Origin of the sequence: Ruegeria sp. THAF57, from assembly GCF_903914075.1 — a bacterium.
Classification (GTDB): domain Bacteria; phylum Pseudomonadota; class Alphaproteobacteria; order Rhodobacterales; family Rhodobacteraceae; genus Ruegeria.
The window spans coordinates 98,487-118,799 of the sequence record NZ_CAIWNQ010000009.1; the positions used below are offsets into that span (position 1 = coordinate 98,487).

Genomic DNA, 20,313 nt, shown 5'->3' on the forward strand with positions numbered 1-20,313 from the left:
TTTTCCGGTGACCGCCCGCGGTAAAGGTCACAAGCTTCAATTCAAAGCCTCCCAAACCTCGCTGATCACATCAGCAGCCATCAACACATCATTCCGCGTCGTATCGAATTGCCCCACCTGAAAGCGGATGATTTTGCGGCCGTTGAACATGCCCTGCGTCAGATAAATCCGACCATCGTCATTCAGCGCATCCACCAGACGTTGCTGCATCGCGTCGTCACCCGGGCAGCGGAACGAAAACAGGCTCAGGATGGGGCCTGTCGTGATCTCGAACCCGTCCATTGCACCGATTATTTTGGCCAGCTCATTTGCCCAGTCAACATGGTTGCGGATACGTTCACGCAGGCCATCCAGACCGTAAGAGCGCAGCAGGAACCAGATTTTCAACGCCCTGAACCTGCGGCCCAACGGAATTGTCCATTCGGAATAGTTTGTTACCTCGGCCCCTGTGGTTTTCAGGTATTCGGGCTCGATCTTCAAAGTGTTGAGTTGCGGAGTTGCGTCCCGCAAAAACTGGATCGCGCAATCGAACTGGGCGCCAAGCCACTTATGTGGATTAAAGACAATAGTGTCATAGCGATCCGCCCCGGCCCACAACGCCTGACGGAACTCGGGGCAAATCATGGCGGACCCGGCCCAAGCGGCATCAAGATGGGTGTATAGGTCGTGCTTCTGCGCGATATCCGCAACGGCCATCAGATCATCGCAGGCCCCTACACCCGTACCCCCGGTGATCGCAATGATCCCGGCAGGAACATGCCCGGCGGCTAAGTCGCTTTGAATCGCCGCCTCAAGTGCGCCGGGATCAATCGCGTAAGTTGACCCCCGCGTCGGCAATTTGACCAGATTGTCCTGCCCGATCCCGGCAACCCAACAGGCCCGGTCAATGGACGAATGCACCTGATCCGAGCAGTAAACCCGCAGCGCGCCTTTCGTATTCAACCCTTCGCGGTTGCCGGTAAACCCGGTGGCGCGCTCTCGCATGGTCAGCACCGCCGACAAAGTGGCCGAAGACGCGCTGTCCTGAATGACCCCTGTCATGCCATCAGGCAGACCAAGTGCCTGGCGCAGCCAATCGACCATCACGGTTTCAACTTCGGTCGCGGCGGGCGAAGTTTGCCACAGCATGCATTGAGCAGCGATTGTGGTCACCAACATCTCGGCCAACATCGAAGGCGGCGCGGCGTTGGCTGGGAAATAGGCAAAGAAACGCGGGTGTTGCCAATGGGTCATTCCCGGCATGACGATCCGTTCAAAATCGGCCATGATGGATTCCATCGCTTGCCCCGAGTCTGGCGGCGAAGCGTCAATCTGGACGGCAATATCCCCCGGTTTTATCTGTGCCCGGACAGGGCGATCCGACAGGGTTTGGTGATAATCGGCAGCCCATTTCGAAATGTGCTGTCCCCAATGCGAAAACTCATCCCAGTTCATCCATTCGCCCTTGTGTCGCCCGCTGATCAACTGGACATGACCTCTGCGGCAGTCGTTGTATTTGTAGCTGAAAGACTTCGGCCTAGACCTAAAAGCCTATATTGGCCTGACCCGTTCCGGAACTGCCAAAATGGGGTGGTTAGATATCAATTTCGCCCTTGCAGCTGCCCCACCCAAGGGCACCAACAAAAGCGCCGTATCGTTCATCGCGAATTCGCCGGCGCATTTCTTGGCTTAATCGGGAAGAATCCGAGACCGAGCCAGCGCACTTTCCGAAGCTGTTCCGGCACGGTTACCACCTTCCCCAAATAAACAGCGCGCGCATTTGTTTGATTTCAAGCGCGCCAAAGTGGCTGTTTCTTATGCAAAGCATGGAAACAGGTCCGTGTTCTGCAGGCGTTTCACACATCAGCAGTAGACCAGAGCACCTCTGCCTGCCTTTAATGTTCTGATATACTGTCGGACCATTTAGGTGAAGGAAAGGGCAGGTGAAAGGCTGATTGGCAACCCTGTGTCATTCGACCAGCATGAGCAAAACAACGGTTTTGTTTAACGCATTGACTGACATCTGCTACTGCTTGTGGCGTGTATTTCAGAATCAATGGAGAGGTTTACACCACTTCCTCCTCCATCGGTTAGCCCTGTTTCTGCGGGTTCTTGTGACTAGTGTGAAGGTAAATCGGTTTGAAACTTATTGTTCAAATTCCCTGCTACAACGAGGCAGAGACCCTGCCCGCGGTCCTTGCCGACATCCCAAAAGAAATTCCCGGCGTAGACAGCATCGAAGTGCAGGTCATTGACGACGGGTCCACTGACAGAACATCAGAGATTGCGCGCGAAAACGGGGCAACATATGTGCTGCGAAACCGGGGCAACAAGGGCCTTGCCCGAAGCTTTCAGGTTGGAATTGATCACGCGTTGCAGGCAGGCGCGGATATCATCGTCAACACCGACGGAGATAACCAGTATTCTGGTTTGTCCATTCCCGACCTCGTGGCGCCGATATTGCGCAAAGAAGCGGACATTGTTGTGGGTGACCGCAAACCCGGTGAAAACGTTGAATTTTCTACATTGAAGCGCCTGTTGCAGCGGTTTGGAACGTCGGTCGTTCGACGGCTTGCCGGGATTGACGTCACCGACGCAGTATCCGGATTTCGCGCATACACCCGTGAAGCCGCCCTGACGATCAATGTCATGACCAAGTTCAGCTATACCACCGAAACTCTGATCCATGCCGGGCAGACAAACCTGAAAATAGCGTCTGTTCCCGTCAACGTGAATCCTGTCGAACGCCCCTCGCGCTTGTTCACGTCGATGGGTGGATTTTTGCGAAAGCAGGCGACAACGATCCTTCGCAGCTATACGATGTATCGACCTCTCAGCGCCTTTCTGACAATCGGCTTGGTGATGTTGATCATCGGAACAATCCCGGTTTTGCGCTTTCTGTTCTACTATTTTTCCGGCGACGGTGACGGTCGCGTTCAGTCCTTGATCCTAGGCGGCGTTTTCATTCTGGCAGGGTACATCACGATGATCATCGCGCTACTTAGCGACGCGATTGCAACAAATCGGCGCCTTACAGAACAAGTCCTGAGCCGAATGCGGGAACTGGAACTGCGTATCGACACAAATAATCGTGGGAATGGATCGACGTGACGGATATGGGCACGGCAAACGCCCCGTTTGCCGGGGGCAAACGTATTCTATGGCTGATTTCAATCTTGGGGTCCGTCTATTTCGGTCTTCTTGTGATCTCTTCGTGGACCTTGTTTGACCTTAAACCCTTTGGCTGGCAGATATATGACGCTTACTATGCCGCGATATTGGAAGGTCGGTTTGACCTGCCCGCCCGCGTGCTTCGCTACGAAGGCCACTATACCGCAGACGGAACAGGCTATCTTTATCATGGTGTTGCGCCGCTTTTGACGCGCTTTGCCTTTGGCTGGGCTTGGCCGTTCGAGACAGTCCCCATGAACGGCTTTTCGATCTGGTTTTGGGCCGTGGTCGGCACGCTGGGCTGGCAGCATGTTCTTGTGACCCTGGCACGGACAGCAGGAGTTTCTGCGGATCGCCGCGTTTTGGTGCTGGCGCTTTGTGCCGCCTTGTGGGTCGCCGGGCCAGGCCCCGCCCTGGTCATCAACCTTTCATTTTATCACGAACCGATTGCAGTGGCGTTTGCGATGTCTGGGCTGTTTGCTGCCGTTTGGACACGCGCGGCGCGTGGCGTGACACCAGCGTCAATTTCAGTCGTTTTGCTTGCCGTTTGCGCAATGGTCGCCGTGCACGCGCGGCCAAATGTGGCAATCGGGCTTTATGCCGGTGTCGTTTTGGCAATTGGACACGGTTTGTGGCGCGACCGTTCAGCCTTTCTCATCCCCGCGATCATCGCCATGGGGATTTTGGCCGCAGGCGGGTTCGGATATCTCGGGCTAAATGCTTTGCGATTTGGGGATGCGTTGATCACCCATGGTAGCTATGAAGGCTCGCGCGTTGTTTATGGCAATGTCTTTTGGGGTATCGAAACCAAGGATTCAATCCGCGCGGCAGCCTTCGAAGAGCATGGTCGTCTGAACCCATTACGCGTTGTTCCCAATGCAGCGTTTTACTTGTTCGACGTCCCTTCAGCGTCTTTCTTGACCGGCCTGTCCGACTCGATTCTCGGCCTTTACCGGGCGGTAACAGAGCCGATCCTAGGCCATATCAGAGTTGGCGGCCCAAGAACGGGGTTGGTTATGCTATGGCCGCTTTGGTGCCTTCTGGCACTGTTCGGTATCCGCGCGGCCTGGCGGGACACACAAATGGCAGGGCTTGTGGTCGCGGTTGCGCTGTCGGCTATTGTGACACTGGCCTACGGCACGATCACCTTCCGATACCGCTTGGATCTTTGGCCAGTTATCGCAACATTGGCGCTAATGGGTGCCGTGTTCTGTATGCGACCAGATTCCGGCACAGCTGCAAAACCCTGGTTCGTGGGATTGTGCGCGATGGCGTTTGTTATCGGGACCACCACAACAACAGCATCTGTGTATAAATACGCCTCACCTCTCAGGGAAACGCCGGGGGAGTATTTTGAAAAGTGGTCCGAAGACGCCTGTCTGAAGCGCGCGGCCCAGATTGGTCTGGCCGTCGAACAAGGTACGAAAACCTGCAGGTCGCATTCTTCGCTTGAGGACGCCGTATGACAAACGATCCACGTGCCACCCTTTCGAGGGCGGCAAAATCCGGCTACGTCGCAACGATGCGAGGCATCGCTTGGGGCCTGAACAAAACAAGCGTCGCTGACTGGCTCTCGCGCCGGCATCATCGCGGCAGGGGGTATCATTGGGCGTCAAGCCTTATGGCAATCCATGACATAGACGGGCTGATCGCCCTGGACGTTCCCTGGTGGACCTATGATGCGATTGAAGTCGTCGACGCGTTCCTGAAAACAAGACCAGCCCGTGTATTTGAATACGGCGCGGGGGCCAGCACGATCTGGGCGGCGCGACGCTCGGCTTCTGTAACGAGCGTTGAGCATGATGCGGATTGGTACGCACGCGTCTTGGAACGGGTCCAGGGTCAGACCAATATATGCCCGGTTGACCTACGTTTGGCACCTGCTTCGAACGCAAAAGACGTCGCCCTTTCTGACCCTATCTATCTGTCTCAGAAACAAGACATGCGCGGCCTGAACTTTACATCCTATGCATCGGAAATTGACAAGGCGGATGGCTCATACGACTTGATAATTATCGACGGTCGCGCACGCCAAGCATGCTTGCGCCATGCTGCAAACCGGCTGTCACCGGGTGGAATGATCGTCTTCGACAACTCAAAGCGTGCCCGATATCGTGAAGCGATCAGTGAGTCCGGGCTTTCCGTCAAACGCTGCCCCGGCCTTACGCCGTCGCTTCCTTATCCAGACGAGACGTCAATTTTGACGGCTCATACCTGAGCCTGGCGATGGAAGAGAACACGCCCTTGCGCGCAGGCTTATGGTTCAGGCGCGCAATTCGCGTAGCCGGGGTCGTGTTGCTTGTCTTGTCACTGGGTTATATCGCCCGTGAAGTTCAGCGCAATTGGACAGAGGTTTCGCATTGGCGCCCAAGTTCAACGGAACTTGTCCAACTATTCGGCCTGACGCTTGTCTACATTTTGACGCTGTCCCTGCCTGCCGAAACCTGGCACCAACTGGTTGGCCTCTACGGCGCGGAACCCCGGCGGCGAACGTGGCGCTCTTTCGGGTTGGCGCAGATTGCACGCTATTTGCCTGGTAATGTGGCCCATCTGATCGGGCGCGCCATGGTCCTGCGCGACGGCCCGTTAAGCGCGAAACAATTGGGGCTGGCGACGCTGTTGGAATTAGTTGCGATGCCAGCGGGCGCTGTTTTGGCACTTTTGATTGCTGCACTCGTCACTCCGGGCGTCGATCAGGTCGCGCACACAATTGGCTGGTCGGATGACACGGTGCGGATTCTCACACTCATTTCTGCTCCCTTGTTGATTGCAGGTTTGTTCATCACCTCGCGAATAGCGGGGAACAGCGAGAAACTGACCCGCGCTTTTTGTATTGTTGTGCCGATTTGCGCGTTGTTCATGCTGGGGCTCGGCGCAATCTTTGGAACGGTCGTCTGGATCGTGGGCCAGGGCCCGTTCTTTGTTGCAACTGTCGCGGGCATCTGTGCCTGGCTGGTTGGGTACGTAACACCCGGTGCACCTGCCGGCTTAGGCCCGCGCGAGGCAGTTCTGCTACTGCTTCTTTCGAATGTAGTGCCCGCAGGCGGGCTGATCGTAGCTGTTGCCGTTTTCCGGCTTGTCACAGTCTCTGGCGATTTGGTCTGCTTTGCGATGTGTGCAGCCATCCTGCGCGACGGGGCGCCAGCATAAGCCCCGCTGCCAAGTCTTACGTTGTTGCTCATCCTCTGAAATCCAACGCGCAAACCCTCTTTTTGCAATTGAGATGCGATTTGGGTGAAAAATTGCTGCAATTTGAGACAATAAGCGGAATACTGGCATTAGGGAATCGTCTCTAGCCAGGTCAACCAGTATGGATCGAGTGACCAGCCGACGTGGGTTTCTGAGTGCCAAAATTCTCAGGGAGGACGGAAACATCGTCCGGCCTCCGGGTGCTTGTGTGAGCGGTTTCGCCGATGCCTGCACAAAATGCGCAGAATGCGTGTCAGCCTGCCCGGAAGGCCTGATTTCAATGGAACCCGGTGGCTACCCTGTTTTCAAACCAAACGATAACCCTTGCACGTTTTGTGGTGAGTGCGCGCGCGCCTGCCCGACCGATGCTTTGGATATCGAAGGCTTGGCCGACTGGCCCTGGCGGGCTGCGGTACAGGCTTCAAGTTGCTTGTCCATGAACGGTGTAAGCTGTCGTATCTGTCAGGATAATTGCGACCAGAATGCGCTTCGGTTCAAACTACAGACAGGCGGGCGTGCCGAACCCGCGCTGGATTCCTATGCCTGCAACGGATGCGGGTCCTGCGTGGCGCTGTGCCCTGTCGATGCGATTATGCTGGAACGGCGCACCCAAGTTCAGATGGAGCCGATTCAATGAATATTTGTGGCTGCCTTACCCATGTATCCCCCGCTCAAGCTGATGCAGCTGCGTTGGTTATGAATGAGATACCGGGCGTTGAAGTACATGCTCAAACAACCGAAGGCCGGTTCGTTGTCGTTGTCGAAGACACGCCCGCGCGCCTTGCGTCCGAGATCATCATGGACCTGCACCAGATCCCGGGGGTGCTCTCGGTCACTCTTACCTATCATCATTTTGAGGATATTGCGGACAGCGTTTCGCGTCCTGATGCCCCAAGCCAAACCACCAGTCGGAGGCCATAGCTATGACTACATCAGAATCTCGCCGAACATTCCTTAAGGCATCTGCCGCCGCTGCAACCGCTTCTGCCGCTGGAATTCCCCTGGCCGGTGGTCAGGCCAATGCGCAGATTGGCATTCCGGACATTAGCTGGGACAAAGCGCCTTGCCGGTTTTGCGGAACTGGATGTACCGTCCTTGTTGGCACCAAGAATGGCCGTGTTGTTGCCACGCAGGGTGATCCGAAAGCCGAGGTGAACCGCGGCCTCAACTGCGTCAAAGGGTATTTTCTGTCCAAGATCATGTACGGCGAAGATCGCCTGACCCAGCCAATGCTGCGTATGAGAGATGGTAAATACGCCAAGGATGGAGAATTCGAACCGATCTCATGGGACGACGCTTTCGACATCATGGCCGAAAAGTGGAAAGAGACCCTAAAGAACAAAGGCCCCGAGGGCGTTGGAATGTTCGGCTCGGGTCAGTGGACCGTGTGGGAAGGCTATGCCGCATCCAAACTGATGAAGGCGGGGTTCCGGTCAAATAACATTGATCCCAACGCGCGACATTGCATGGCGTCGGCTGTTGTCGGCTTCATGCGAACCTTCGGAATTGACGAACCGATGGGTTGTTACGATGACCTGGAGGCTGCGGACACCTTCGTTCTTTGGGGATCGAACATGGCCGAGATGCACCCGATCCTATGGTCGCGTCTCACCGACACACGCCTGACAAAAGAAGGCAGCGAGGTTCACGTACTTTCCACGTTCGAACACCGGTCCTTCGAACTGGCTGACAACGGGATGGTATTCAATCCGCAAACGGACCTGGCCATCCTCAACTATATCGCCAACCACATCATCCAAACGGGCGCGGTGAACGAAGAATTCCTGTCCAAGCATGTCAATATCACCAAGACCGACACTGATATCGGTTTCGGCCTTAGGGACGACAATCCACTGCAAGAGGCGGCGGCCAATCCGAATTCTGGCAAGCTGACCGAGATCAGTTTTGACGAATACGCGGAGTCAGTGAAACCCTACACCCTGGAATACACGGCCGAATTGTCTGGTGTTCCAGCCGAGAAGCTTGAACACCTTGCGAAGCAGTATGCCGACCCAAACCGCAAGGTCATGAGCCTGTGGACGATGGGTTTTAATCAGCATACGCGGGGCTCGTGGGTGAACTCGCTGATGTATAATGTGCACCTGCTGACCGGAAAGATTTCCGAGCCCGGCAACTCGCCATTTTCACTCACGGGCCAGCCGTCCGCCTGCGGCACCGCGCGCGAGGTGGGCACTTTTGCGCACAGATTGCCAGCCGACTATGTGGTCACCAACCCTGAACACCGCGCAAAGGCCGAGAAAATCTGGAAAGTGCCTGCGGGCACTATTCCTGAAAAGGTCGGCTTCCACGCTGTTCAGCAAAACCGGATGCTGAACGATGGAGTGTTGAACGCCTATTGGGTCCAATGCACGAATAACATGCAGGCCGCCCCGAACATGAACCAAGAGGGTTGGCCGGGTTACCGTAATCCCGACAACTTTATCACTGTGTCCGACCCCTACCCGACCGTAACGGCGATGTCTGCCGACCTGATCCTGCCGACGGCCATGTGGGTTGAAAAGGAAGGCTGCTACGGCAATGCCGAGCGCCGCACTCAGATGTGGCGGCAACAGGTTCACGCACCCGGCGACGCCAAGTCCGATCTCTGGCAGCTTATGGAGTTTTCCAAGCGGTTCACCGTCGAAGAAGCATGGGGAGAGGACTTTGTCGCCACGGCACCCGAAATGGCCGGGAAAACCCTGTACGAGGTTCTCTACAATAACGGCAATGTCGACAAGTTCCCGCTTAGTGAAATTCAGCCGGGACACCCGAATGATGATGCAAACCATTTTGGGTTCTATGTTCAGAAGGGCCTGTTTGAGGAATACGCCGAGTTTGGGCGTGGACACGGCCACGACTTGGCACCCTTTGAACGCTATCACGAAGAGCGCGGCTTGCGCTGGCCGGTCGTGGACGGAAAAGAAACTCTTTGGCGGTATCGCGAAGGCAGCGATCCCTATGTCGAGGCCGGATCCGAAGTTCAGTTCTACGGGTTCCCGGACAAGAAGGCCAAGATCATCTTCGCACCCTATGAGGCACCGCCGGAAATGCCCGACGAGGAATACGATCTGTGGTTCTGCACGGGCCGTGTACTTGAACACTGGCATTCGGGCTCGATGACCCGCCGCGTTCCTGAGTTGCACCGGTCATTCCCTCTGGCCGTGATTTACATGCACCCCGAAGACGCTGCAGCCCGCGATCTGCGACATGGGCAGGAAATCAAGGTTTCCACGCGGCGCGGTGAAGTCACAAGTCGCGTATCCACCAAGGGACGAAACAAGGTTCCAAAGGGGCTGATCTTCATGCCTTGGTTCGATGAAGGCCAGTTGACGAACAAGCTGACGCTTGACGCGACCTGCCCACTGTCCAAGCAGACAGACTTCAAAAAATGCGCCTGCAAAGTCGAGCGTGTCTGAAGCAGCGATGACCGCCCCAAGGCGGTCGTCCAGCCAATCAAGAAGGAACATGCAAGATGAACAAGATAGTCGCCACCGCAGCAGCCCTTCTCATCGCGCTTGGCAGTATTGCGATTGCGCAAGAACTTCGTGACCTGCGCGGAACCCCGCCGGATGCGCCCAGCGTTGTGAACATGAGCCTTCAGTGGGAAGGCCGAGAGGGCCGAATGGTCCGAAACTACCGCCAACAACCGCCGCTGATTCCGCACTCCATCACGCAGTATCAGATTGATCTGAGAACCAACCAGTGCCTGTCCTGTCATGATTGGACAAAGGCTGGTGAGCGGAATGCGCCGACGCTTTCGATGACGCATTACTTGGATCGCGACGGGACCGAGTTGGATCACATCGCCGGAACCCGGTATTTCTGTAACCAGTGTCATGTTCCGCAAGCGGATACCGAACCTCTGGTCACCAACCTCTTTCAACCGTCGTCCACCGACTGATCCAAAGCTGATCTGAAAGGAGCACCGAGATGGCAGACTCCCCTGAAAAACGCGGTTGGATAGGCCGGGTATGGAACGCAATCTGGACACCGGCAGTTGCCTTCAGTTCAGGTTTTTTGCTGCTGGCAGGCTTTCTTGCTGGAATCCTGTTTTGGGGCGGATTTCACTGGACTTTGGAACTGACCAACACCGAGGAATTCTGCACCTCGTGCCATTCGATGGAAACCAATTTGGGCGAGTACCGGGAAACGATACACTACAACAACCATTCCGGTGTCCGCGCAATTTGCTCGGACTGCCACGTCCCTCATGAATGGAACCATAAGATCCAAGCAAAGATCATGGCCGTCAAAGATGTGTATCACGAGCTGGTCGGCACCATCAGCACCACCGAAAAATACGAGGAGCACCGCCTGAGCATGGCATCGGCCGTCTGGAAAAAGATGAAAGCCTCGGACAGTCGCGAATGCCGCAATTGTCACAACTTCGATTATATGGACTTTACGATTCAGGAAGCACGCGCAGCATCAGAACACCAGCGCGCGATCGACAACAACATGACCTGTATCGACTGTCATCAGGGCATCGCCCATAACCTTCCGCCCGGATATCTTGAAAGGTACCAAGAGGTTACAGAGACACTTGCCGGCACCCCCCAAAATTCCGTTCAGGGTCAACTGGCTGACAATGGCGCTGAAATCCGGTCGTACCTGACCACGCAGGCCGAGTGAGAGGGGGCAAGACATGCTTGAGTTACTTGGAACCATCGGAGCCAACATTATCAGCCTGCCCGGAATCCTTGGCCTGGCTTTGGGGATGATGACCCGAAATCTGATGCTTGGTGCTGCCATGGGTGGGGTCGTCGGCGTGGTCGAGACATTGATCTTCGCACACTGGTCCTTTGCCAATATCGAAACGACCGAACTGATCATCGCCGTGATCATCGGGATATGCGCAGGCATGCTGGGAACCGCTATTCGCATCAAGGGCGCAACGGTTTGACCCAGCCGAGACCTGCCCGACGGGTTCTGAGACAGGATTGTCAAAGGTGTGTCGAATTTAAAGTCGGCAATGCGGGTCTGCGACCAGTTAAATTGCGGGAATTGCACCGCTTTGGAGATTGCAGTTACCGATGTTACAGTCGCGACTCAGAATGATTGTTCAAAACCAATTTTCAAACAGAGTCAGGGAGACCCGCGATGAAGGGTGACAAGAAAGTAATCGAATACCTTAACAAGGCTTTGCGGCACGAGTTGACAGCAGTCAGCCAATACTGGTTGCACTACCGATTGCAGGACGACTGGGGTCTTGGCAGCATGGCTAAAAAAAGCCGCGAAGAGTCGATCGAGGAAATGGAACACGCCGACAGACTCATCGAGCGGATCATTTTCCTTGAGGGGCATCCAAATCTTCAAAAACTCGACCCGCTGCGAATCGGTGAAAATCCGAGGGAAACACTGGAATGCGATCTGGCCGCCGAAAGAAGCGCACGCGCGCTTTACAAAGAGGCACGCGATGTGTGCAGAGATGCGGGCGATTACGTCACGATGAACCTGTTTGAAAACCTGATGTCGGACGAAGAAGGGCATATCGACTTTCTCGAGACCCAACTGGAACTGTATGACCGCGTCGGGCCTGAATTGTTCGCCCAACTCAACGCGACCAAAATGGAAGACGCGGAGTAAGCGCGTAAGCGTACCACCTGTCAGGCGGTTTCATTATTGCGCAGTTCGCTTGTTCTGCCTGATGAAACCCTTGCCTGGGTGGTGTTGATCGACGGACTGCAAGGTGAAGCTTCACAAGCTAAGGGATATTGCCGAAAATGGCGATGTATTGAAAAATCAGTCTCAGTTTTAGACAGAATCAAATTGGGTTAGTTTTAGGTATGATGGGTCTTGCAAGATTGGGTAGGCTATACGCCTTTGCAGGATGCGCGGAGTTTCACAATGGCCGCCGAGAAAGGTTGTTCTTTCCCCTAACCTTGCTGAAACATGAAAAAAAGCTGGGGACAAATTACACAGGCAACGCCGCATGGAATGACAACGCGAAATTTGGTCTCCTTTTCCAGATGGCTCTGATCTGATGCGGGACCGTACCCAAGTATCGGCTTTTGACGTTGCACCTTTCAGCATTGCCGTAGGCTTGATCAGCCTGTTGATCGTCTTCGTCATCTCTTGGACGACCGGGTCAGACTTTGGCTACCTGACCCGCGACCCTGCGCAACAATTCAAAGCCCCGTCTTATGCAGGATTTCTTTCGAATATGGGCGTTCTGTTCTGGATGGCCAGCGCGACCGTATCTGCGTTTGGCTTTGCCCTATTAAGTGGCTCGCCACATGCAATGGCATCACGAAGACTTCTGTTGGCCCTGACATTTCTTTCGACCGCGTTCTGCCTCGATGACTTTTTCTTGCTGCACGAACGGCTCCCCATTGGTGAGAAGTATTTTTATGGGGGGTACGCTTTGTTCTTGGTGGGAACTGTCGTTCTTTACCGCCGTCATCTGGGACGGCTGGCCAGTATTCACCTTGTTATCGCGGGTTTGTTCTTTGTGACCTCGATCGGAATAGATTTCTTTCAGAAGTCAATTCAGGTCTACCTCGGCCAGTATCGCATCCTGTTTGAAGATGGCGCCAAATTCCTCGGAGCGGTGTTTTGGCTAAACTTCTCTTGGGCGGTAACCACTCAACAAATACTAAGCCTGTGGCCCAACATTTCCGAGCTGCCCGAAGGCCGCCCGAACTCTGACGGCGTAGCAGCAGGCGAATAGAACCGCTGTTCACCATACATCGCTAAGGGGCCAAGACCCGGCTTTGTGCGGGCCAACGCACCCCTTAACTTTGTTCGCTCAGGCGCGCAGGCGGGCTCGGGAGTTGATGATAGACTTCCAAATATTCGCCAATGCAATCAGTTAGGGCGGCAGGTCAGTGCGTGTAGACTCCGCCACCCTTGGCCAGCAGGAACAAGCAAACCTAAGACCCGTGTGAATCAGGAAAGACAGGTTTGCGTTTTTCCTCGAACGCGCGAATACCTTCCTGCGCTTCGTCGCTGCCAAGGGCAATCGACATAAGGCGTCGCTCGTGCAGCAGATGTGCGTTGAATGCTTCGCGTTCGGGCGCCGCAATCAACGATTTGATAGAAGCCTGCGCCTGACGTGGGCCACGCGACAACGCTTCGGTCAGGTCCAACGCAGCGCTCAGGGCATCACCGGGCGCAACAACCCGGTTTACTACTCCCATGGTGTACAGCCGTTCGGCCAAAACCGGCTGACCCGTCAAACACATTTCGGACGCCAACTGGCGTGGCAGGTTCATCGACAGGAAACCAGACCCCCCTCCATCCGGGACCAGCCCCGCGTTGACATAGGCCAGCGTGAATTTAGCCCCTTCTGAGGCCACTATCATGTCACAGGCAAAAGCAAGGGATGCCCCCGCCCCCGCAGCTCCGCCTTCTACCGCCGCGATCACCGGCAGCGGACAGGCACGGACGGTTCTGATCATGCTATGCAGAAACTCAATCTGCTCTTCTCGGTCCGGCAGTGGCATTTCGCGTCGCTGCCTGAGCATACGCAAATCACCGCCAGCCGAGAAAAACTGCCCGGCCCCGGTGATCACCACGGCCCGAACCGTGGACTCAGGTGCAACAGCATCGCTCAGGGCCTTTTCTACAGGCTCATAGACCGAGCGCGACAGCACATTGCGGCGCTCGGGTTCATTGATGGTAATGATCAGAGTTGACCCTTGGGTCTTGAACAAGACAGCTTCGCTCATGGGTCAGGCCGCCATAACACGGTGCAACTGAGCATAGCGGTCACCCAGTTGGTGGTCGATCATCGACAGCCGCTTGGCATAATGCGAGCCGGGATATTCCCAGGTCATGCCGATGCCGCCGTGCAGCTGAATGCTTTCTTCCGAAATCAGCAGTCCGGTGCGGCCGATCAGGTTCTTGGCCATCGCGACAAATTTGCCCGCCTCATCCGTTCCCAGCTTGCTTGCCGCCAGAATGGTGATCGCCCGACATTGTTCGATCTCGATTGCCATATCCACCGCGCGATGTTGTAGCGCCTGAAAGCTTGCGATTGGGCGACCGAACTGTTTGCGCTGTTTGAGGTAGTCTACCGTCATGTCGACCAGAACCTCCATGACACCCACAGCCTCGGCGCACAGCGCCAGACGGCCCGCGTCCAACGCGGCTTCGATAATGTCTCCGGCATCTTCGCTGATGCAGGTGGCCGCCGCGCTATCGAGGATCAACTCCCCCGCGCCACCGCCGTCGATCATGGCATAGTCGATGGTTTCTGGGCTATCGACCAGAAACAGGCCAACCCCGGCTTCGGTTCGCGCCGCGACCAGAGCGCCATCGGCCCCCGGCAGGCCATAGACCACCGATTTTCGCCCGTTCAGAACCCAGCCGTCACCGGATTTGTCTGCGCTGGTTCGGATCAGCGCCAAGCTGTCCGCATCCGGCTCGAACACCGCGAACGTCAGACGCTTTGCGCCCGCGATCATATCCTCGACCAGTTCCTCGGCACCGCAGTCAGCCGCAGCGCGCACGCTCATGAGCGTGGCTAGAATAGGTTCGGGGCAGAGGCCACGGCCAAGCTCCTCGAACACGGTGGTGATGTCAAAACCAGCGCCGCCGAAGCCGCCCTGATCCTCGGGCACGAAGGCGCCGATCAGGCCAAGCTCTGACAACTCTGCCCATTTCGCAGGGGAATGATACGGCGCGGTTTCTATCAAGCCGTTGCGCGTTTCAAAGTCGTACTGGTCCGCAAGGTAGCGGCGCAACGTGTCCGACAGCATCTGCCGGTCTTCGGTCAGTTTGAAATCCATGGCTCAGCTCCGGAACATGTCTTTGGCGATGATGTTGCGCTGAATCTCGTTCGATCCGCCAAAGATCGAAAGCTTGCGATTATTGAAGTACGTGGCCGCCGATGCGGTGGCTTCTTCGGGCACTGTGCGGGCGTTGTCCGACAGCTCGGTGGCCGGGAATGGCGCAGCGGCGGCCCCCAACGCAGATTTGGTCAAGCCGTGGATGCGCTGACGGATGACCGTTCCCTTAATCTTGAGCATCGAGCTTTGCATCCCCGGCGCAGCGCCTTCCTTGGCCGCCGACAACATCGCAAGGTTCATCACCCGCATTGCTTCCAGATCAATCTCCACCTCGGCGATCTCAGCCGCGAAAACCGGATCTTCAGCCAATGGTTTGCCCATCCGGTGCAACTGCTTCGACAGCCGCTTCAGCCGGTCCAAGTCGCGAAGCGAAAACCCCACCCCGGCGATATTGGTCCGCTCATGGGTCAGCAGATACTTGGCGATCGTCCAACCCTTGTTTTCCTCGCCCACCAGATTGGCCACCGGCACACGCACATCGGTGAAGAACACTTCGTTAACCTCGTGCCCGCCTTCCAACAGTTTGATCGGGCGAACCTCGATACCGGGCCGGTTCATATCCACCAGCACAAAACTGATCCCTTCCTGCGGTTTGCCCTCGGAAGAGGTGCGCACAAGGCAGAAGACTTTGTCGGCGTGCTGACCCAGCGTGGTCCAGGTTTTCTGACCGTTGATCACATAGTGATCCCCGTCACGGTCCGCGCGGGTTTTCAAGCTGGCCAAATCGGACCCGGCACCCGGTTCGGAATATCCCTGACACCACCAATGGGTCCCGTCCAGTATGCGCGGTAGAAATTCGGCCTTTTGCTCGTCCGAGCCAAATTTCAACAGAACTGGCCCCAGCATGCTTACGCCAAAAGCCACGATACGCGGGGCAAAAGCCATTGCGCATTCTTCTTCGAAGATATGGCGCTCGACCGCGCTCCAGCCGGGGCCGCCGTATTCCACTGGCCAGGTCGCCGCCAGCCAGTTTCGCGTTTGCAACGTGGCGTGCCAGCCTTCCATATCCGCTTTGGTCAGTTCTTCACCGTTGCGGCCCTTGGCAGCCAGCTCCTCGGACAGGTTTTCGGCCAGAAACGTTTTGACTTCGGCACGAAACGCCTCTTCTTCTGGGGTAAAGCTCAGGTCCATCCTCAGCCCTCCTTGTTGAGATCGTTAAAGGATTTGCCAGCCTCGGCAAGCTCACGCAGCAGGGCTGGAACCTGCCAGTAATACGGGTCTTCCTTCGCGTATTCCTCAATACGTTGAACCAGAACATCCAGCCCGGTGATATCTGCATATTGCAGGGGTCCGCCCCAGTGACGCGGAAAGCCGTAACCGAACAGGAACACCGCATCGACGTCGATCGGGCGCAGGGCGATCTTTTCTTCGACCACTCGCGCGGCCTCAGACACCATCGCGGCCATATAAAAATCCACGATCTCGGCATCCGTAAAGCTACGGGGTGCGATACCTTTGGCCTCGCGCTCGGCTTGCGCATACTCGGCCACGGCCGGGTTCACGCTGCGGGTCTTGCCGTCATAACTATAGAAACCCTTACCGCTCTTGCGTCCAAACCAGCCCTGCTCGCAGACCCGGTCAGCGATCTCGACATAGCGTTCCTCGGCCGGACGGAACTCTGCCTGCCGCTTGCGCGTGGCCCAGCCGATATCCTGCCCCGCCAAGTCCGATACAGCGAAAGGGCCCATTGCAAAGCCAAAACCCTCAAGCGCGGCGTCGATCTGTTCAAACGGCGCACCGTCCAGTTGCATATAGGCGGAAGACTTGCGGTAATGTGCCAGAATACGGTTGCCGATAAAGCCGTCGCAAACCTCGGACCGCACAGCGATTTTGCGCAGTTTCTTGGCCAGCCTAAAGCTGGTGGCGACGATTTCGGGCGTGGTTTCTTTACCGACCACAACTTCCAGCAGGCGCATCACATGAGCGGGCGAGAAGAAGTGCAGCCCGATCACGTCCTGAGGCCGGCTGGTTGTCGCCGCGATTTCATCGACGTCCAGATACGAAGTATTCGTCGCCAGAACAGCCCCCGGTTTACAGACCTGGTCCAGCTTCCCGAAAACCTCGCGTTTGACGTCCATGGATTCGAATACCGCTTCGATCAACACATCTGCGTCCGCCAGAGCGGCCATATCGGTGGTGCAGGTCAGCATGCCTAAAACGGCGTCCCGCTGCCCCTCGGTTAGCTTTCCGCGTTTGACTGCACCGTCGAGGTTCTTGGTGATGGTCTCACGGGCAAAAGCGACGCGGTCCTCTTCCATTTCAATCAGCGTGACAGGCATCCCGGCCAGCAACATCGCCGTTGCAATGCCCGACCCCATGGTACCACCACCAATTACACCACCAGACTCCAGGTCGCGTGCGTCCGCCTTGGCTTCGGGGATATGCGCCACGGCGCGTTCCGCAAAGAACGCATGTTTCAGGCCCTTATGTGCATTACTGGCCAGTGCTTCGACAAAAAGTTCACGCTCTAACTGCAACCCTTCGACCAGCGGAAGGCTGCTTGCCTCTGCCGCTTTCAATGCGCGGGTTACCACTTCGCCCTTTGCCTTGACGCGGAACGTGTTCAACTCATCTGCGGTGATGCGGTTGTCTTGTTCAGCCGTAACGCGGGTTTTGAGTGTGCCGTCCAGAACCTGCTGACCAGCGGCCAAGGCAACCGCCTCGGGGTCACCATCCTGCAAGTCATCCAGCAGCCCAGCATCCAGCGCCGCTTCGGCCGAGATCGGCTTACCCGAGGTGATCATGGTCAAAGCCGTCTTACCATCCACAAGCCGGGGCAGACGCTGAGTCCCACCTGCACCGGGCAGCAAACCCAGATTAACCTCGGGAAGGCCCAGTTTCAGGCCCTTGATGCCGACCCGCGCCTGACAACTCAGAGCGATCTCAAGACCGCCGCCCAGTGTCGTCCCGTGCAATACGCAGACTATCGGCTTGGCGCTTGCCTCCAGCAGGTCACAAACCTCGGGCAGACCGGGCTGTTTCGGCGGCTGGCCAAACTCACGGATGTCAGCACCGGCTACAAAGGTTCGACCCGCAGCAAAAAGAGCGATGACCTTGATTGCGTCGTCCGATGTCACGTCCTGAATTGCATTCACCAGCCCGACGCGCACGTCATATCCGGCGGCATTAACCGGAGGGTTGTCGATCTTGACAAGGGCGACCTCACCCTCTTTGCGAATTTCGACCGCAGTCATAAAAATCTCCTGCTTTCTATCACATATACCCAAGGCTGTGCCTGAGTGTTTGCACCGTGTCGCGCAGCCGTGGCGCCACAACCCGTTCCAGTTTTTCGGTATTCAGATCAGAGGCATTGGCCCCGCACAGAAAGGCAAATGGCTGCGTGCCCAGAGCAGTTTGGAACGGGACAGCGCAAGCATTGACGCCGCTGTTCCAGCCTCCGTAGGAAATTACGTAGCCTCTGCTTTCAAGCTGTTCGCGGTCGGCCCGTGCCTGTTCAGTTTCGGCAACCAGCGTTGGGTCAGCAGCAAGAATGGCGCGACCGGGGGCGCTTTGCTCCATCGGCAGCCGGTGCCCCTCGCTCAGCCACAGCGACGATGCGTTGCGCGGCCTCCAACAGCGGGTCAACATGGCCGCATCGCCGTGACGCATGGACAGCGCAACCAACACACCGGTGTCGTCAGCCAGTTGCTGCATCACGTTTTCGGCCATTGGCAGAAAGGACAGCCCGGCGCGTGCCGTGTATCCAAGCGCCATGACCGAAGGCCCAAGCCGGTAGGCCTCGGACGGGTGCAACTGCTCCAAAAACCCCATCGAGGCAAGGGTGAAGGTCATCCGCGCCACGGTGGATGGGGGCATTCCTGTGCGCCTTGCCAACTCGCGGTTGCCCAGCGAGACATCACCAGGCTTGAACGCCTGCATCACCTGCAACCCTTTGGCGAGGGTCGAAGCAAACCGGCGATCTCTTTCCGCGTCCGACATGTGGGCTTACACGCGCTCCAGGATCAGAGCGATCCCCTGCCCCACGCCGATGCACATGGACAGACAGGCGTAGCGCCCGCCCGTTTCCTCAAGATGCCGCATCGCGGTCAGCACGATCCGCGCACCCGACGCGCCCAGAGGGTGACCAACCGCAATCGCACCGCCGTTGGGGTTCAGGCGGCTGTCAGCGGGATCAATCTCTAAGTGTTTGCAGCAGGCCAGAACCTGTGCCGCGAAGGCTTCGTTGATCTCGATAAGGTCCATGTCATCCAAAGTCAGACCGGCGCGCTGCAGCGCCTTTGGGACTGCAAACGCCGGGCCAATCCCCATGATCCGGGGCGGTACGCCTGCGATGGCTCCGGCCACGATCCGCGCGCGCGGCGCGGCACGGTCGGTTCTGGCGCCGATCATCAGCATCGCCGCACCATCATTGACGCCCGAGGCATTGGCGGCAGTCGTCACCCCCTCGGGGAAGATCGTCCGCAAAGCCGACATCTTCTCAAGTTGCGTATCCGGACGGGGATGTTCGTCCTGCCCAACGTCATGGGTCGCCCCTTTGCGCCCCTTGATGGTGATCGGGGTGATCTCGGTATCAAAGAAGCCACGCGCTCGGGCCGCCTCGTACCGGGCCTGAGAGTTGTATCCGAACTGATCCGACGCCTCACGTGTGATCTGATAGTCCTGGGCCAGATTATCAGCGGTTTCTGGCATCGGGTATTCCCCATGCATCTCAGCGATGCGCGGATTTGGAAAGCGCACACCGATGGCACTGTCAAATATCTGTGCTTGCCTTGCATAGGCGGTTTCGGACTTGGCAATGGTAAAGGGGGCGCGGGTCATGCTTTCGACACCGCCTGCGACGTACAAAGGAGCCTCGCCAATTGTAACTGAACGCGCGGCGTCCAAAGCGGCTGACATGCCCGAACCGCATAGGCGGTTTACGGTCTGACCGCCAACCTCAACCGGCAGACCGGCCAGTAATGCGGTGTAGCGGGCCACGTTGCGGCTGTCTTCGCCCGACTGGCAGACATTGCCAAGAATGACGTCTTCGATCTCGGACGCGTCGAATGCGCTGCGTTTAACCAGCGCGTCCAAAACCTGTGATGCCAGATCATCGGGCCGGACCGACGCCAGCGCACCGCCGTGCCGACCAAACGGGCTGCGCAGCCCATCGTAAATATATGCGTCAAGCATTCTCAACCTCTTTGATCAATTGTGCCGGTGTGTACGCGAAAGCCCCAAC

Annotated in this window: 19 protein-coding genes; 12 read left to right on the forward strand and 7 right to left on the reverse strand. The window is 56.8% G+C overall.

What is annotated here, in order from left to right:
- Positions 1 to 36 precede the first annotated feature (36 nt).
- On the reverse strand, positions 37 to 1,434 hold the full coding sequence (locus RUESEDTHA_RS18145) for a pyridoxal-dependent decarboxylase (protein WP_180888080.1): 1,398 nt from the start codon (positions 1,432 to 1,434) through the stop codon (positions 37 to 39).
- A 684-nt stretch (positions 1,435 to 2,118) separates the two neighbouring features.
- On the opposite strand from RUESEDTHA_RS18145, the gene RUESEDTHA_RS18150 reads away from it, so the two are divergent.
- The 12 genes from RUESEDTHA_RS18150 (at position 2,119) to RUESEDTHA_RS18205 (ending at position 13,009) form a co-directional block, all read left to right on the forward strand.
- Positions 2,119 to 3,090, forward strand: a complete 972-nt coding sequence (locus RUESEDTHA_RS18150) for a glycosyltransferase family 2 protein (protein WP_180888081.1) — start codon at positions 2,119 to 2,121, stop codon at positions 3,088 to 3,090.
- Positions 3,087 to 4,616, forward strand: coding sequence for a hypothetical protein (locus tag RUESEDTHA_RS18155; RefSeq protein ID WP_180888082.1), 1,530 nt, complete (start codon positions 3,087 to 3,089; stop codon positions 4,614 to 4,616). Before RUESEDTHA_RS18150 ends, RUESEDTHA_RS18155 begins: the two co-directional genes overlap by 4 nt.
- Entirely contained in the window at positions 4,613 to 5,368 is a 756-nt protein-coding gene (locus RUESEDTHA_RS18160; protein ID WP_180888083.1) for a class I SAM-dependent methyltransferase, read from the forward strand. The genes RUESEDTHA_RS18155 and RUESEDTHA_RS18160 overlap by 4 nt, the downstream gene beginning before the upstream one ends.
- Before the next feature lie 8 nt (positions 5,369 to 5,376).
- On the forward strand, positions 5,377 to 6,300 hold the full coding sequence (locus tag RUESEDTHA_RS18165) for a hypothetical protein (RefSeq protein ID WP_180888084.1): 924 nt from the start codon (positions 5,377 to 5,379) through the stop codon (positions 6,298 to 6,300).
- Between the two features lie 160 nt (positions 6,301 to 6,460).
- Positions 6,461 to 6,976 (forward strand): ferredoxin-type protein NapF, encoded by a 516-nt coding sequence (napF, locus tag RUESEDTHA_RS18170; protein WP_180888085.1) that lies wholly within the window; start codon positions 6,461 to 6,463, stop codon positions 6,974 to 6,976.
- A complete protein-coding gene (locus RUESEDTHA_RS18175; RefSeq protein ID WP_180888086.1) occupies positions 6,973 to 7,260 on the forward strand; it encodes a chaperone NapD in 288 nt (95 codons plus the stop codon). Before napF ends, RUESEDTHA_RS18175 begins: the two co-directional genes overlap by 4 nt.
- 2 nt (positions 7,261 to 7,262) lie before the next feature.
- Entirely contained in the window at positions 7,263 to 9,755 is a 2,493-nt protein-coding gene (napA, locus tag RUESEDTHA_RS18180) for a nitrate reductase catalytic subunit NapA (protein ID WP_180888087.1), read from the forward strand.
- A gap of 56 nt (positions 9,756 to 9,811) precedes the next feature.
- Positions 9,812 to 10,240, forward strand: coding sequence for a nitrate reductase cytochrome c-type subunit (locus RUESEDTHA_RS18185; protein WP_171126737.1), 429 nt, complete (start codon positions 9,812 to 9,814; stop codon positions 10,238 to 10,240).
- 29 nt (positions 10,241 to 10,269) lie between these two features.
- Complete coding sequence (locus tag RUESEDTHA_RS18190; RefSeq protein WP_180888088.1) at positions 10,270 to 10,971, forward strand: NapC/NirT family cytochrome c; 702 nt, start codon at positions 10,270 to 10,272, stop codon at positions 10,969 to 10,971.
- 13 nt (positions 10,972 to 10,984) lie between these two features.
- Entirely contained in the window at positions 10,985 to 11,242 is a 258-nt protein-coding gene (locus tag RUESEDTHA_RS18195; RefSeq protein WP_180888089.1) for a hypothetical protein, read from the forward strand.
- 197 nt (positions 11,243 to 11,439) lie between these two features.
- Positions 11,440 to 11,925 carry a bacterioferritin gene (gene bfr, locus RUESEDTHA_RS18200; protein WP_180888090.1) on the forward strand — a complete coding sequence of 162 codons (486 nt, stop codon included), beginning with the start codon at positions 11,440 to 11,442 and terminating at the stop codon, positions 11,923 to 11,925.
- Positions 11,926 to 12,322: 397 nt separating this feature from the next.
- Positions 12,323 to 13,009: a hypothetical protein gene (locus tag RUESEDTHA_RS18205; RefSeq protein ID WP_180888091.1), complete on the forward strand. Its 687-nt coding sequence runs from the start codon at positions 12,323 to 12,325 to the stop codon at positions 13,007 to 13,009.
- A gap of 202 nt (positions 13,010 to 13,211) precedes the next feature.
- Here RUESEDTHA_RS18205 and RUESEDTHA_RS18210 read toward each other — a convergent pair whose 3' ends face one another.
- Genes RUESEDTHA_RS18210 through RUESEDTHA_RS18235 form a run of 6 tightly spaced genes read right to left on the reverse strand, consistent with a single transcriptional unit; the run spans position 13,212 to position 20,264 of the window.
- On the reverse strand, positions 13,212 to 14,009 hold the full coding sequence (locus tag RUESEDTHA_RS18210) for an oxepin-CoA hydrolase, alternative type (RefSeq protein ID WP_180888092.1): 798 nt from the start codon (positions 14,007 to 14,009) through the stop codon (positions 13,212 to 13,214).
- A 3-nt stretch (positions 14,010 to 14,012) separates the two neighbouring features.
- The gene (locus RUESEDTHA_RS18215) at positions 14,013 to 15,071 is read right to left on the reverse strand and encodes an acyl-CoA dehydrogenase family protein (protein WP_180888093.1); all 1,059 of its coding nucleotides are present in this window, start codon (positions 15,069 to 15,071) and stop codon (positions 14,013 to 14,015) included.
- Positions 15,072 to 15,074: 3 nt separating this feature from the next.
- A complete protein-coding gene (locus RUESEDTHA_RS18220; RefSeq protein WP_180888094.1) occupies positions 15,075 to 16,262 on the reverse strand; it encodes an acyl-CoA dehydrogenase family protein in 1,188 nt (395 codons plus the stop codon).
- Between the two features lie 2 nt (positions 16,263 to 16,264).
- Positions 16,265 to 18,325 carry a 3-hydroxyacyl-CoA dehydrogenase NAD-binding domain-containing protein gene (locus RUESEDTHA_RS18225; RefSeq protein ID WP_180888095.1) on the reverse strand — a complete coding sequence of 687 codons (2,061 nt, stop codon included), beginning with the start codon at positions 18,323 to 18,325 and terminating at the stop codon, positions 16,265 to 16,267.
- Between the two features lie 19 nt (positions 18,326 to 18,344).
- Positions 18,345 to 19,070, reverse strand: coding sequence for an IclR family transcriptional regulator (locus RUESEDTHA_RS18230; protein WP_180888096.1), 726 nt, complete (start codon positions 19,068 to 19,070; stop codon positions 18,345 to 18,347).
- 6 nt (positions 19,071 to 19,076) lie between these two features.
- Positions 19,077 to 20,264: an acetyl-CoA C-acyltransferase gene (locus RUESEDTHA_RS18235; RefSeq protein ID WP_180888097.1), complete on the reverse strand. Its 1,188-nt coding sequence runs from the start codon at positions 20,262 to 20,264 to the stop codon at positions 19,077 to 19,079.
- Between the last annotated feature and the right edge of the window lie 49 nt (positions 20,265 to 20,313).

Excerpts from the sequence above, each read along its gene's own strand:
- RUESEDTHA_RS18145 (WP_180888080.1), bottom strand. The coding sequence starts at position 1,434 with ATGAACTGGGATGAGTTTTCGCATTGGGGACAGCACATTTCGAAATGG.
- RUESEDTHA_RS18160 (WP_180888083.1), top strand. The coding sequence starts at position 4,613 with ATGACAAACGATCCACGTGCCACCCTTTCGAGGGCGGCAAAATCCGGC.
- RUESEDTHA_RS18165 (WP_180888084.1), top strand. The coding sequence starts at position 5,377 with ATGGAAGAGAACACGCCCTTGCGCGCAGGCTTATGGTTCAGGCGCGCA.
- napF (WP_180888085.1), top strand. The coding sequence starts at position 6,461 with ATGGATCGAGTGACCAGCCGACGTGGGTTTCTGAGTGCCAAAATTCTC.
- RUESEDTHA_RS18175 (WP_180888086.1), top strand. The coding sequence starts at position 6,973 with ATGAATATTTGTGGCTGCCTTACCCATGTATCCCCCGCTCAAGCTGAT.
- napA (WP_180888087.1), top strand. The coding sequence starts at position 7,263 with ATGACTACATCAGAATCTCGCCGAACATTCCTTAAGGCATCTGCCGCC.
- RUESEDTHA_RS18185 (WP_171126737.1), top strand. The coding sequence starts at position 9,812 with ATGAACAAGATAGTCGCCACCGCAGCAGCCCTTCTCATCGCGCTTGGC.
- RUESEDTHA_RS18190 (WP_180888088.1), top strand. The coding sequence starts at position 10,270 with ATGGCAGACTCCCCTGAAAAACGCGGTTGGATAGGCCGGGTATGGAAC.
- RUESEDTHA_RS18195 (WP_180888089.1), top strand. The coding sequence starts at position 10,985 with ATGCTTGAGTTACTTGGAACCATCGGAGCCAACATTATCAGCCTGCCC.
- bfr (WP_180888090.1), top strand. The coding sequence starts at position 11,440 with ATGAAGGGTGACAAGAAAGTAATCGAATACCTTAACAAGGCTTTGCGG.
- RUESEDTHA_RS18205 (WP_180888091.1), top strand. The coding sequence starts at position 12,323 with ATGCGGGACCGTACCCAAGTATCGGCTTTTGACGTTGCACCTTTCAGC.
- RUESEDTHA_RS18210 (WP_180888092.1), bottom strand. The coding sequence starts at position 14,009 with ATGAGCGAAGCTGTCTTGTTCAAGACCCAAGGGTCAACTCTGATCATT.
- RUESEDTHA_RS18215 (WP_180888093.1), bottom strand. The coding sequence starts at position 15,071 with ATGGATTTCAAACTGACCGAAGACCGGCAGATGCTGTCGGACACGTTG.
- RUESEDTHA_RS18220 (WP_180888094.1), bottom strand. The coding sequence starts at position 16,262 with ATGGACCTGAGCTTTACCCCAGAAGAAGAGGCGTTTCGTGCCGAAGTC.
- RUESEDTHA_RS18225 (WP_180888095.1), bottom strand. The coding sequence starts at position 18,325 with ATGACTGCGGTCGAAATTCGCAAAGAGGGTGAGGTCGCCCTTGTCAAG.
- RUESEDTHA_RS18230 (WP_180888096.1), bottom strand. The coding sequence starts at position 19,070 with ATGTCGGACGCGGAAAGAGATCGCCGGTTTGCTTCGACCCTCGCCAAA.
- RUESEDTHA_RS18235 (WP_180888097.1), bottom strand. The coding sequence starts at position 20,264 with ATGCTTGACGCATATATTTACGATGGGCTGCGCAGCCCGTTTGGTCGG.